This window comes from Musicola keenii (genome assembly GCF_014855505.1).
GTDB lineage: Bacteria > Pseudomonadota > Gammaproteobacteria > Enterobacterales > Enterobacteriaceae > Musicola > Musicola paradisiaca.
In genome coordinates, this window is the sequence record NZ_JAAWVW010000004.1 from 264472 (window position 1) to 278040 (window position 13569).

8 protein-coding genes are annotated in these 13569 nt (G+C 55.5%); 4 read left to right on the forward strand and 4 right to left on the reverse strand.

Going from position 1 to position 13569, the window contains the following annotated elements; translation table 11 throughout:
- Positions 1–39: 39 nt before the first annotated feature.
- From copA to ybaK, 3 genes are all read left to right on the forward strand, one after another.
- Positions 40–2781 (forward strand): copper-exporting P-type ATPase CopA, encoded by a 2742-nt coding sequence (gene copA, locus HEP82_RS06335; RefSeq protein WP_192457298.1) that lies wholly within the window; start codon positions 40–42, stop codon positions 2779–2781.
- 202 nt (positions 2782–2983) lie between these two features.
- On the forward strand, positions 2984–3796 hold the full coding sequence (locus tag HEP82_RS06340; RefSeq protein WP_192457299.1) for a TraB/GumN family protein: 813 nt from the start codon (positions 2984–2986) through the stop codon (positions 3794–3796).
- Between the two features lie 95 nt (positions 3797–3891).
- Positions 3892–4371: a Cys-tRNA(Pro)/Cys-tRNA(Cys) deacylase YbaK gene (gene ybaK / locus HEP82_RS06345; protein ID WP_192457300.1), complete on the forward strand. Its 480-nt coding sequence runs from the start codon at positions 3892–3894 to the stop codon at positions 4369–4371.
- A gap of 69 nt (positions 4372–4440) precedes the next feature.
- Here the strand turns inward: ybaK and HEP82_RS06350 are convergent, their stop codons facing one another.
- The 3 genes from HEP82_RS06350 to ushA form a co-directional block, all read right to left on the reverse strand.
- The gene (locus HEP82_RS06350; protein WP_192457301.1) at positions 4441–5805 is read right to left on the reverse strand and encodes a glycoside hydrolase family 28 protein; all 1365 of its coding nucleotides are present in this window, start codon (positions 5803–5805) and stop codon (positions 4441–4443) included.
- A gap of 518 nt (positions 5806–6323) precedes the next feature.
- Positions 6324–7922: a methyl-accepting chemotaxis protein gene (locus HEP82_RS06355; RefSeq protein WP_192457302.1), complete on the reverse strand. Its 1599-nt coding sequence runs from the start codon at positions 7920–7922 to the stop codon at positions 6324–6326.
- Between the two features lie 662 nt (positions 7923–8584).
- Entirely contained in the window at positions 8585–10237 is a 1653-nt protein-coding gene (ushA, locus tag HEP82_RS06360) for a bifunctional UDP-sugar hydrolase/5'-nucleotidase UshA (RefSeq protein WP_192457303.1), read from the reverse strand.
- A gap of 570 nt (positions 10238–10807) precedes the next feature.
- On the opposite strand from ushA, the gene ybaL reads away from it, so the two are divergent.
- The gene (ybaL, locus tag HEP82_RS06365) at positions 10808–12496 is read left to right on the forward strand and encodes a YbaL family putative K(+) efflux transporter (protein ID WP_192457304.1); all 1689 of its coding nucleotides are present in this window, start codon (positions 10808–10810) and stop codon (positions 12494–12496) included.
- A 57-nt stretch (positions 12497–12553) separates the two neighbouring features.
- On the opposite strand, the gene hemH is transcribed toward ybaL, so the two are convergent.
- Complete coding sequence (hemH, locus tag HEP82_RS06370) at positions 12554–13516, reverse strand: ferrochelatase (RefSeq protein ID WP_192457305.1); 963 nt, start codon at positions 13514–13516, stop codon at positions 12554–12556.
- Positions 13517–13569: the final 53 nt, after the last annotated feature.

Sequence of the window (13569 nt, forward strand, 5' to 3'; positions counted from 1 at the left end):
GCCTTTGGCGTCCGACTGTGATCACGGAGAAATACTATTATGTCGCAAACCGTTTTGTTATCGCTCCAGGGCTTATCCTGCGAGCATTGCGTCGGCAGAGTTAAAAAGGCGCTGGAATCACGCCCTGACGTGGAAAAAGCTGACGTATCATTGACCTACGCCAACGTTACCGGCGAAGCGGACAACGCGGCGCTGATAGAAACAATCGTTCAAGCCGGGTATGAAGCCAGCCCGGCCACTACGCCGGACACCACGTTGTCGCTCTCCGGCCTCAACTGTCAGCATTGCGTCGCCTCGACCCGCAAGGCGCTGGAAGCGGTCGCTGGCGTCAGCGCCGTAGAAGTCTCGCTGGAACAGGCCCGGATTTACGGCAGCGCCGATGCGCAAACACTGGTCAGCGCCGTCGAGCAAGCCGGATTTCATGCGGCCCCGGCAGAGGCGTCTTCACTCCCAAAATCTGAGCCGCTGGCACCGACAGACGCTTCGCCGGAGCACCTGTCAGCGGCATCTGCAACACATCCGGCCAACACCGCCTCCGGCGACGATGACGACAGCGTACAGCTCTTGCTGGAAGGCATGAGCTGTGCCAGTTGCGTCGCCCGGGTACAACAGGCGCTGCAAAACGTTCCCGGCGTGAAGCAAGCGCGCGTCAATTTGGCCGAGCGCAGCGCGCTGGTCAGCGGAAATGCGCCGCATCAAGCCCTGATTAGCGCAGTGGAAAACGCCGGGTACGGCGCCGAAATTATTTTAGACGAGGCGGAACGCCGCACCCGACGCGAGCAGACAGCCCAGGTAGCCATGCGCCGCTTCCGCTGGCAGGCGGCATTGGGGATGCTGTTAGGCATTCCGCTGATGCTATGGGGTCTCTTTGGCGACGGTATGATGCTGACCGCCAGCAACCGCGCCGGCTGGCTGGCGATCGGCGTTCTGACGTTGGCGGTGATGGCGATCGCCGGCAACCATTTCTACCGCAATGCCTGGCGTAGCCTGCGAAACGGCAGCGCTACCATGGATACGCTGGTGGCGCTGGGCACCGGCGTAGCCTGGCTTTACTCCATCACCGTCAACCTGTGGCCCGACAAGTTTCCGATGGAAGCACGCCACCTGTATTACGAAGCCAGCGCCATGATCATCGGGTTAATCAACCTCGGTCATGCGCTGGAACAAAATGCCCGCCAGCGTTCATCGCAGGCGCTGGAACGTCTGCTCGACCTGACGCCACCAACGGCCAGGCTGGTCACGCCGCAGGGCGATCGCCAAATCCCGCTGTCCGAGGTACAGGCAGGAATGCGCCTGCGGCTGACCACCGGCGACCGCGTCCCGGTCGATGGCCGCATTGAACAGGGCGAACTCTGGCTGGACGAAGCCATGCTGACCGGGGAGCCGCTCCCACAGCAAAAAAACGGTGGCGATGCTCTCCACGCCGGGACACAGGTTCAAGATGGCAGCGCGATTTTTCAGGCTCAGGCTATCGGCAACCAAACGACACTGGCTCGGATTATCCGGCTAGTGCGTCAGGCACAGAGCAGCAAGCCGGCGATCGGGCAACTGGCAGATCGTATCTCGGCGGTCTTCGTGCCCGTCGTGGTGGCGATCGCATTGCTAAGCGGCGCCATTTGGTATGCCGTCGGGCCGGAACCCCGGCTGGTTTATACGCTGGTTATCGCCACCACCGTGCTGATTATCGCCTGCCCTTGCGCTCTGGGCCTGGCCACGCCGATGTCGATCATTGCCGGCGTTGGCCGGGCGGCGGAACTGGGCGTTCTGGTCAGGGATGCCGACGCGCTGCAACAGGCCAGTCAACTGGACGTTCTGGTGTTCGACAAAACCGGCACGCTGACGGAAGGGAAACCCCGCGTGGTCGCCATCCATACATTTGGCGGCGCCAGCGAACAGCAGGCGCTGGCGTGGGCGGCTTCGCTGGAACAAGGCGCCAGCCACCCGCTGGCGCGAGCCATCGTCGAACGTGCACAGGGCGTTCCGCTACACATCATTGATACATTCCGCACCTTGCCGGGGCTTGGAATCAGCGGTCAATGCGGAACAGTCGAGCTGCTGTTGGGCAATCCGGCGTTACTGACCCAGCATGGCATCAACCTGACGGTGCCGACGGGTGAACGCTCGCCGCAGCAAAGCCTGGAACAGTTGGCACGGCAAGGGATCACACCGGTGTTACTGGCGGCGGACAACAACGTCGTGGCACTGTTCGCTATTCAGGACACCTTACGGCAGGACAGCATCCCCGCGCTGAAACGCTTGCATCGCCAGGGTTATCAGCTGGTGATGCTGACCGGCGACAATCCGGCCACCGCCCACGCCATCGCGCAGGAAGCCGGTATCGATCAGGTTATCGCCGGCGTTCTGCCAGACGGCAAAGCCGATGCCATCCGGCAGTTGCAGGCGGGCGGACGGAAAGTCGCGATGATCGGCGACGGCATCAACGATGCCCCGGCACTGGCGCAGGCGGATGTCGGCATCGCCATGGGCGGCGGCAGCGATATCGCGGTGGAAACGGCGACCATGGCGTTGATGCGTCACAGTCTGCAAGGCGTGGCGGATGCGCTTGAACTGTCGAAAGCCACGCTGGGCAACATGAAGCAGAACCTGCTGGGCGCCTTCGTCTATAACTCGCTGGGGATCCCCATTGCTGCCGGTTTACTCTACCCGTTCACCGGCACCCTGCTCAGCCCGGTGGTGGCGGGTGCGGCCATGGCACTGTCCTCCATCACCGTGGTCAGCAATGCCAACCGGTTACTGCGTTTTTCACCCGGTGCCAGATAAACGCTTCGCCGCCAACCGCTAACCCATACAGCGGGGAAACGCAAGGGGAGGTTCCCGGCAGGGCGCCTCCTCCTGCGGTCGCACCACCGGCCTCGGCACCCGACCACCGTTATATCCACGCGAGCAGTTCAAATGTCATGCTTAATTGCAGCGCCTTGCCGAATCCGTTTAGCATAAGGGCTTCGCCATCGGAGACATCGACATGAAGCATCTGCTGCGCCGGATTGCCGCATTTCTCGGCCTACTGCCCTCGTCACATTACCGCTATCCCGCAGTAGACGTTGAGGTTGAGCCACAACGCCACTTTCATCTGGTGGGCAGCATCCATATGGGTACCGTCGATATGAGCCCGTTGCCACCCGCGCTGCTACAGCAGTTGGATGGCGCCGCCGCGCTGATCGTCGAAGCGGACATCGCCGACAGCGGTTCCCCGTTTGACACCATCGGCGCCGAACCGCCGATGGCGGAACGGCTGACTGCGGATACGCTACAACGCCTGCAACGCTTGTGCGACGAACTGTCATTCAGCTACGCCAGTCTCGATCACCTGCCCGCCTGGCAGGCTGCACTGATGCTGCAGGCGAGGCAGGCAATGATGTTAGGGCTAAGGCCGGGTTACGGTATTGACTATCAACTGATTCACGCCGCCCGGGAGCGTACGCTTCCCATCATTGAACTGGAAGGCCAGCAGAGCCAAATGGAACTGCTGCTGCAATTACCCCAGGATGGGATGCTGTTACTGGAAGACACGTTACATCACTGGCATACCAACGCCCGTCTGCTGCAAACCATGGTCAGTTGGTGGGTCAGCGATAAGCCGGTACACATCGGCAACGTGCCCCCGACGTTTGGCAATCAAATGACGGAGATGCTGATGCATCAACGCAATCAACGCTGGCAACAGCAATTGCTCGCACTCCCTGCCGGCCGGTATGTGGTAGCGGTAGGCGCGTTGCACCTGTATGGCGAAGGCAATTTGTCGCAGTTATTGGCTGGAAACAGCCCCCCATCATAGGCATCTTGCCCATGATGAATCTCCTACGGACAGCGCCCCCATCGTCGAATAGTGAGCGCAATGCAATTCTCTTTCAGAGGTAAGGATCCAACGCTATGACACCTGCAGTAAAACTGCTTGAGAAGAATAAAGTCTCATTCACGATCCACAGTTATCACCATGATGCCGATGACACCAATTTCGGTGAAGAGGCGGCGCGCAAGCTGGGCCTGGATAAGCAACAGGTCTATAAAACCCTGCTGGTATCGTTGAACGGCGATGCTAAACAGCTGGCGGTTGCCGTCACGCCGGTCGCATCGCAGTTGGATCTGAAAAAAGTCGCCAAAGCGCTGGCGGCGAAGAAAGCCGATATGGCCGACCCACAAATCGCGCAGCGCGTTACCGGCTATCTGGTGGGCGGCATCAGCCCGCTGGGACAGAAAAAACTGTTGCCGACGGTGATTGACGATATGGCGCAGCAGTTCGGCACCATTTTTATCTCCGGCGGCAAACGAGGGCTGGATATTGAACTGGCCGCTGTCGATCTGGCCCGTTTGCTGAAAGCGCAGTTCGCCGACATCGCCAAGCGCGACTGAAGACGACAGCAGAGGACTCCACGGCCAGTGTTGCCCTCTGCTGCCGCTTCATAACGGTTGCTTCGGTAGTTAGCGGGTAACGTTGGCCCCTTTATCCAACTGTACGGCGTCACCTTTCTGGATATTCAGCGCCATCCCTTTCGTCGCCAACGCCGCATTGCGCACCCGCAGCCCTTGTTCAGCCTCAATCCGCACCTGCTCAAATTGGAAGCCGCTCAACGGCGCTTCCGGCACGCCGATAATATACCCGGCGGCTTTGCTATGACCGGTCGATTCCAGATCGATGATTTTAACCTGGCTGAAATGCGGCGTTTTCACCTTGTCGAACGGTTGTGCCGGCTCGGTATCCGGCGGATAAATCTGCTCACCCAGCATGAATCCTCCCGCCAGCAGTAATTTATCCACCTCCGCTTGTACAATCGGCGCGGCTTGATAATAGCCGGAGAACACCAGCGGCACGCCCACATCCACCATCCGCGTATGACGATAGGTCACGTTTTTCACCTCTCCGCCCTTGCCGCGCAGCGACTTGATGCGAATACCGTACATCGATCCCTCGAAACGGTTGTTTTCCACCAAGACATTGTTAACGCCGCCGGAGGTTTCGCTACCGATGGAGATACCGCGCCCCTGCATTAACACATTGTTGGCGATGTAGATATTGTCGACCACCCCGTCCGGAAAACGGCTGTCCGGTTTCTCCGCTTTGATGGCGATATGGTCATCATTGCAGTCGATATAGTTATTGGTAATACGAATGTTCTGGCTGTCGATAGGATCGATGGCATCAGTGTTCGGCGCATGCCAGGGCGCGATAATGCGAGCGCCGTTTACCGTCACATCACGGGCGTAACGCATCACCACATGGAAGCTGGGAGAGTTAGTCAGCGTCACGCCGTCAATCAGTACCCGGCTGGAACGGGTCACGTAAATTAACCGTGGACGGTCGGTTCCGCCCTTTTTGCCTGTCGCACGGATTGCCGCACGCCAACGCTCCCACCACACCGCCCCTTGACCGTCGATGCTGCCTTCGCCGGTAATGGCGACGTTTTGCGCATCGGCAATACTGATAAACGGCAGCCAGCCGTTTTCCGCCTCGGCATAACGGGTGCTATCGGTGGCGCGGTAGGCGCTCTCTCCGGTTGAAGCCACCAGCGTGGCGTTTTTTTCCAAATGCAGGCGCACATTGCTTTTCAGAAACAACGGTTCCACCAGATAGTTGCCCGCCGGCACCAGCACAGTGCCGCCGCCGGCGGCTGCGCATTCATCAATCGCTTTCTGAAACGACGCCGTATTCAGCGCTATCTGCAGACGCTGCCCCTCAGCGCCATAGTGAGTCACATCGCATACCCGCTCGGGGAAGGCTATCTTTTCCTCCGCCTGCGCCGCCAGGGCACAGGAGGCCAGTACCGACAACACCACACCTTTATGCATAGTCATCCCCAAAAATAAAACACCGTTTCATTTATTTGAATGTAACATTGCCGACGACCTAAAACGGCTGTGGCGATCACGCTTTAGAAAGCAAAACAAGAGTTTGGGGAGTTGCCCGGTTTTTGGTGCAAACAATAGGGTAAATGCCCAACACCTCAGCGCTGCGGCGCTAAATCCGATTAAACCTGGCCCGATACCCTATCTGAAGTGACATTGCCGATGCAGTAATCCAGCGTCCTCAATGAGGACGCCTTCCGTCAACGTATGGCAATATCCGAGCCACGGTAAAGGATCAGCGCCGACGCCAACAGGCGCCATTGGCACTGCCAGCTTGGGCCCGAACGGTGTGAAGACAGCATGCAATGCATCTTGCACGGATGGGGCAGTTGCCCGCCCACACTGGCAAGCAGGCGAGTAAACCGGTACAGACCCACAGAACGTGGGGGGTTCGAGCACTGAGCGGGGGCCGGATGGCGAGCAAAAGAGCCTATTGAGATAGGCTCCTTCTTATAAGCTGCTTAACGTTTCAGCAAGGCCACGGGGGATACCGTCCGCGCGTCGTCCTGCCGCCCGTTGCCCTCGGTGTTAAAATACGCAACGGACTCCTTCAGCCGTTGGGACTGAACCTCCAATTCGTTTGCTGACGCCACCGTCCGTTGTACCAACGCGGTATTTTGCTGCGTGACCGAGTCAATCTGGACAATCGCCTGATTGATGAGGGTGATACCTTTACTCTGCTCCTCGGTTGCCGTAGAGATCTCCGCCATAATCTCCGCCACGCGCTGTACCGCCCCAACCACATCGGCCATACTGCTGCCTGCCTGTTTTATCTTCGTTGAACCGCTATTGACGCGGGAAACTGACTCCTCGATCAACGATTTGATCTCTTTAGCCGCATCCGCACTACGCAAAGCAAGGCTACGAACTTCACCTGCTACGACAGCAAATCCCCGCCCTTGTTCACCCGCACGGGCGGCTTCCACCGCGGCGTTCAGGGCAAGAATATTGGTCTGAAAGGCAATGTTATTAACGACTTCAGTGATGTTGGCGATTTTATCCGAGCTCTCGGAGATCCCCTTCATGGTGTCGTTGACTTCCTGCATCACAGCCCCGCCGCGGGAAGCGATATCCAGAGCGGAATAAGCCAGCTGGCGCGCCTGGCCGGTGTTTTCCGCATTCTGTTTCACGGTGGAGGTAATTTCTTCCATACTGGCAGAGGTACTCTCCAGAGACGCCGCCTGCTGTTCAATATGTGATGATAAATCCACACTACCGGCGACGATCCCATCGCTGCTGCTGCTGATGGTTTCAGCTCCGGAGCGAATTTCGCTAATCACGGTAGTCAAACGTTCCCGCATCACGCCCATTTCATATAACAAACTGACGTTGTCGCCAGATACTGTGTTAATCGGATAGGAAAGATCGCCCGCAGCAATACGCGCCGCCACTTCCGTGGCATAAGTCGGTTCGCCGCCCAGGGTGCGTAAAATACTGCGGTTAATATAATAGGCAAAAAAGAAAAGCACGCCGCTGACCACGATAAAGATGATTCCATTCTGATACAGCGCAGAATAAAAGGCATCATCAATATCATCGACATAAAGCCCGGTGGTGACTATCCAATCCCAAGGCTCATAACGCGAATTATAAGCCACTTTAGGTTTGGGATCGGTCGAACCGGGTCGGGGAAAATCATACGTTGTGTAAGCAGATTGGCCATTTTTTGTTACCGCCACCATCTCCCGATAAATATAAACACCATTAGCATCTTTGACGTCATTTCCCAAACCTATCAACTTCTCGTTTGTTGGATGCATCAATACCCGCGGTTGAGAGTTAAGTATGGTGAAGTACCCGGCTTCACCATAACGCAGTTCTTTGATCTCCCTCAGCGCGCGTTGCTGCGCTTCATCCTGAGAGATTTGGCCGCTCCGGGCCAGCTCTGCGTTGGTTTTTACCACACTCATCGCCATTTGGGTAAGGTGCATTAATTCACCTTTTCTGAGTGCGGTTTGATCCTGTTTAATCTTTAATGAATTATGAAAAAGCGTTCCAGCCAGAAACAGCAAACTAATAGCGAGAGGAAACCACAGTTTCCTGACGAGGGATATTTTCATTTATTTACCACCCGTTATTGAAATATAAGTCATGCTACCAAGCCTTTTTATGAAACATCCAAACACCATAGTGAAATGTTGAATAGAGTCACAATTATTCCCCACTGCCAATAGCCGAGAATATAAACGTGCTTATCTTTTTTTCTGTCTGAAAAAATAAAACCCATCAATAATTATGATTTAATCCTAACCCAATAATGCCATCCTCATTCAGGGAAATAGTAATCATTCCGTAGCCGGATACAGACCGTCATAATAATGTGCGCAATCATTTTCGGTATTCCCTAAATAATTCGACGTGCAGGGCAACACATGGAGGTTGAACAACGCAACGTCTTAGCCCTTTAGGGCAAACGCGGCAAGTGAGCGAATCCTCATAAATTGACGGTGGTCAGTGATGCGGGGAAGTGACAAATCCGCTGTGAACCGATGTGAACGCAACTTGCTGCGGCCAAATCGGGCGAGTCATCAGGCCAAACACGCCTGTAACGGGAAATAGGGCGGGGATATCGTGCACCACGCATCGTCGCAGATCATCAGGAAAATAAAGACCTGCTGGCTGAACCGGTTTACAAGACGGAGGTATCGGCGAGAAAAAAGGGGGGTTCAATCCATCGTCAGGACAGAAACCACCCTATATTCAATTTAAAAAGACAACCCGGTTATTTATAAACGATCTCGCCTTTAGGCTCGTAATCGGCGACTTTCAGCGGGGAATTTTTCTCAACATACTGTCTTAATACTTCCGCATCCACAAAACCGGTATTCACATAACTCGGCAAGGTATTGATCTTCGGATAACCGTCGCCACCTGTCGCATTGAAACTCAGCGTAGAGATGCGATAGGTTTTATCAGCTTGCAGCGGTTCACCTTTGATTTTGACGTTTTTCACGCCGGTACCGTCAGCTTCAAGGCTCACATTCAGAAATTGTGCATAACCGCCGGAGTCCACCTTCTTATTGGCGACCACCGCCAGATATTTCTCCACATCACTGCCTTTCATGTCGGCATAAACCAGCGTATTGCCAAACGGCTGAACCTTCAGCAGCGTTTTATAGGTAATATCCCCCGCTTCGATCGAGTCACGCACGCCGCCGCCGCTCATCACGGCAAAATCAGCCTTGGCGCGTTCCAATTGGGCAGACAACAAGACGCGCGCCAGATTCGTCTGCACAAAACGCACTTTATTGCGATCCCCTTCCAGGTGCCCATCCACACTACCGACTTTCACCTCTAACTGCGCTTTTCCCTTCTCCTGGAAAGGCGTCAGCATTTTCAGCATTTCCGGGTTCTGGGTAATTTCCTGCGTGTAGTAAAGGCGCTCGCTGGTTCCATCCGTTTTTTCCACTTTCTTCTTCAGATTGACCGGGATCAGTTGGTAGTGTTCCAGTTTTAATTCACCGTTACGAAACGTGAAATCGGCGCGTCCCACATATTTGCCCCACTCATGGGCCTGAACAATCCAGGTGCCGTTCTGACGATCCGGCGCGCAGGGCGTACCGGGAACATAATTCACCTGTTTTTTATCTTCGCTGGCCATGCACACCGGATCCTGCGAATGACCCCCCACAATCATATCCAGATAACCAGCAGGCAGGCTGCGCGCCATTTCCACATCGCCCGGCGCATTCGAACCGTGTTCGCCATTGTCATAGTGCCCCATATGTGTGGCGGCGATAATGACGTCCGGCTTCTCGTTCTTACGCAGCTGTTCGACCACTTTTTTCGCTTCCACCGCCGGCGTGCGGAATTCGATATCGGTGAAATACTCTGGATTGCCGATCTTGGCGGTATCGTCCGTCGTCAGGCCAATCACTGCAATTTTGATCCCCTGACGACTAAACAGTGCGTAAGGCTTGAACAACCGCTTTTTGGTGCTTTTTTGATAGATATTGGCGGACAACAAAGGGAATCCGGCCCATTTTTCCTGCTGGCGCAGCACTGACATCGGGTTATCGAATTCATGATTGCCGATCGCCATGGCGTCATAACCCACCAGCTTCATACCGCGAAAATCGGGTTCGGCGTCTTGAAGGTCGGATTCCGGCACACCGGTATTGATATCCCCGCCCGACAGCAGCAGCACACTGCCGCCCTTGGCCGCCACTTCCTTACGAATCTGATCCACCAGCGTTTTCTGTGCCGACAAACCGTATTCGCCGTAGTCGTTCTGCCAGAAGTGTCCGTGATGATCATTGGTATGCAAGATGGTGATGGTGTAAGTCTTATCTTTTTCCCATGCCATTGAATAGGGTGATGCCAGTGCCAGCGCCAATGCCGTCGCGCCACCCAAAGTCTTAAAAGAAAAACGCATAGCCGATCTCCGTAATATGAATTTCTTATAAATGATTAACCCGTTGCTGATTTAGGTGACTCATCTGTTCAGCGTATCCATCCGTTTTACCTAAAAACGCCAGATTGGCACGCTTAATGGCCTTATCCAGCCTACACTTATTAATCAGGAGCACAACTTAACACAAATTTTATTAATGCCGTTGACGCCTTTATGAATGCTTGAGGAAAAAAATGCGTCATCGGCGGGTCATTTCATTGTGCAATAGCTTGTTGCGGAAACCGAAACCGGAGCAAAGACTATGCTATTGCATTAGCACCATAGACAGCATTTAAATTCACTATATATATCAAAGATAAAATCAATATTTTATATGAAAACATATGTTACACTGATTTAAAGGGTGGAAGACAACATTTATCACACTCTGTGATTTTCCGGGTTCAATCTGTTCCTCATGGTGTTTCCACCTTTCTAATGCACATTCATGGGCTGATTATTCAGGCGCCATGATCACTCCGAGCCCCGGCACGGCAGCGCCGCAGGCTTTGGATATCCTCCCATCTGGTTGCACATAGCAAAGGAGTCGGAATGCATGAGACAACACCGTTAATTTCCACCATGGCGATGGGACTGGTTCTGGCTTTCTTGCTGGGCATTTTGGCTAACCGCCTACGCATTTCCCCGCTGGTGGGATATTTGCTGGCGGGCGTCCTGGTCGGCCCTTTTACGCCCGGATTCGTCGCCGATACCAAACTGGCGTCGGAAATTGCAGAATTGGGCGTCATCCTGTTGATGTTCGGTGTTGGGCTGCATTTCTCCTTGCGAGACCTGCTGGCGGTAAAGTCGATAGCCATCCCTGGCGCCGTAGTGCAAATCATTATGGCGACGTTACTGGGGGTTGGATTATCCACATTGTTGGGATGGAGCCTGACTGAAGGGTTGGTCTTCGGCCTATGCCTGTCGACGGCCAGTACCGTGGTATTGCTGCGAGCGCTGGAAGAACGTCAGCTAATAGACAGCCAGCGTGGTCAAATCGCCATCGGCTGGCTGATCGTCGAAGATTTGGCGATGGTCTTGACGCTGGTGCTACTACCGGCATTTGGCGACATGCTGAACACCTCGAGCACCAACACCGGCAAACTGTTGAGCGATCTGCTGTTCACCCTCGGTAAAGTCGTCGCATTCATCACTCTGATGGTCGTTGTCGGGCGGCGCGTCGTCCCCTGGGTGCTGGCAAAAAGCGCCAGTACCGGCTCGCGCGAGCTGTTCACTCTGGCGGTACTGGCGCTTTCGCTGGGGATCGCCTTCGGTGCGGTTAAACTGTTCGACGTGTCTTTTGCCCTGGGTGCGTTCTTTGCCGGCGTGGTGTTGAACGAATCGGAACTCAGCCAACGCGCCGCACATGACACCCTGCCGCTGCGCGATGCCTTCGCCGTGCTGTTTTTCGTGTCCGTCGGCATGCTGTTCGACCCAATGGTGCTGATCAATGAACCACTGGCGGTACTGAGCACATTACTGATCATCGTCTTCGGTAAATCCATGGCCGCCTTCTTTCTGGTGCGACTGTTCGGCCACTCTAAACGCACCGCGCTCACCATCTCGGTCAGTCTGGCGCAAATCGGCGAGTTCGCTTTCATTCTCGCCGGGCTCGGCATCGCGCTGGGCATGCTGTCTGATAATGGTCGGCACCTGGTGCTGGCGGGCGCCATTTTGTCGATCATGCTCAACCCCTTGCTGTTTTCGCTGCTGGAACGGTATCTGGAAAAGCACGAAACCATTGAAGAACAGATCGTCGAAGAAGCCATTGAGGAAGAAAAACAGATCCCTATCGACCTGTGCAATCACGCTTTGTTGGTCGGCTACGGTCGCGTCGGCAGCCTGATCGGCGCCAGGCTGCATCAAGCCGGTATCCCGATAGTGGTGATTGAGACGTCACGGGCCCGGGTCGATGCGCTGAGGGAACAAGGTATTAAGGCGGTACTGGGCAACGCCACCCGTCCCGATATCATGGAAATTGCCCGGCTGGATTGCGCCAGCTTTCTGTTGCTGACCATCCCCAACGGGTACGAAACCGGTGAAATCGTCGCCTCGGCCCGCGCCCGACGGGCCGACATAAAAATCATCGCCAGGGCGCATTATGACGACGAAGTTGCCTACATTACCGAGCACGGCGCAGATTATGTGGTGATGGGGGAACGCGAGATCGCAGAAACCATGATTGCCATGTTGAATATCGAGGATATCCTCGCCGCACAACCCAAGGAATGCCCGATTTGACAGCATACGACGAGGCGCGCCCCCGCCTCGTCGCCTGGCTTGACGCGACGGGATCCGTCAGTCAGACGATGTCGTCAGTTGTTGCAGCAACGCAATATGCAGCGGGTCGTCATTCAGGGCCGGGATATACGTAAAAGAGGCGCCGCCCGCATGCAGAAACAGCTCCCGGTTCTGCTCCTTGATTTCCTCCAGCGTTTCCAGACAATCCGCCGCAAAGCCGGGGCAAATGACCTGAATATGCCGGACGCCCTGAGCAGGCAGTTTTTCCATGGTTTCATCCGTATAGGGCGTCAGCCAGGGTTCGCGGCCGAAACGCGACTGAAACGTCATCAGTACCTGTTCCGGCGGTAAACCGAGCGCTGCCGTCAACGCCCGCGTCGTGGCGGCACAACGCTGCGGATAGTCGTCGCCTTCATCCGCATAGCGCTGCGGAATACCGTGGAACGACACCACCAGACGATCCGGTACGCCATGTTCGGCGAACGAGGTTTCCACCCGATGTTTCAACGCCGCAATGTAAGCCGGATGTTCTGCGTAATCACGAATAAACCGGACGCCCGGTATGCTGCGCCGGCCTTGCAGGCAGCGAGCTACGCCATCCCATACGGATGCCGTGGTAGAACAGGAATACTGCGGATACATCGGCAGAACAGTTAGCTGCGTCACCCCCTGCGCCAGGAGCCGGTCAATCGCGGACTGTAACCCTGGAGCGCCGTAGCTCATGCCCAGCTCCACCGGCGTATCGCCAAGACGCTGCGCTAACGCCTGCTGCTGCCGTCGACTAAACACCAGCAACGGCGAACCTTCTGCCGTCCAAATGGAACGATACAGCCTGGCGACACGGGGAGAACGAGTGGGCAGGATGATGCCGTGCAACAGCGGGTACCATAGCCACGGCGACAGATCCACCACTCTACGGTCATGCAAGAATTCCGCCAGATAACGCTTTACTGCTTTGGGCGTCGGTGCATCCGGCGTCCCCAGATTCACCATCAATACCCCCTGCTTCTCTTTCGGCATTGCTCCCTTCCTCATACGTCCGATAGCGCGGCTATCGCGTCTTTCACCAATAA

What these genes read in the sequence shown, in the direction of transcription:
- copA (WP_192457298.1), top strand. Translation starts at nt 40, where the DNA reads ATGTCGCAAACCGTTTTGTTATCGCTCCAGGGCTTATCCTGCGAGCAT.
- HEP82_RS06340 (WP_192457299.1), top strand. Translation starts at nt 2,984, where the DNA reads ATGAAGCATCTGCTGCGCCGGATTGCCGCATTTCTCGGCCTACTGCCC.
- ybaK (WP_192457300.1), top strand. Translation starts at nt 3,892, where the DNA reads ATGACACCTGCAGTAAAACTGCTTGAGAAGAATAAAGTCTCATTCACG.
- HEP82_RS06350 (WP_192457301.1), bottom strand. Translation starts at nt 5,805, where the DNA reads ATGCATAAAGGTGTGGTGTTGTCGGTACTGGCCTCCTGTGCCCTGGCG.
- HEP82_RS06355 (WP_192457302.1), bottom strand. Translation starts at nt 7,922, where the DNA reads ATGAAAATATCCCTCGTCAGGAAACTGTGGTTTCCTCTCGCTATTAGT.
- ushA (WP_192457303.1), bottom strand. Translation starts at nt 10,237, where the DNA reads ATGCGTTTTTCTTTTAAGACTTTGGGTGGCGCGACGGCATTGGCGCTG.
- ybaL (WP_192457304.1), top strand. Translation starts at nt 10,808, where the DNA reads ATGCATGAGACAACACCGTTAATTTCCACCATGGCGATGGGACTGGTT.
- hemH (WP_192457305.1), bottom strand. Translation starts at nt 13,516, where the DNA reads ATGCCGAAAGAGAAGCAGGGGGTATTGATGGTGAATCTGGGGACGCCG.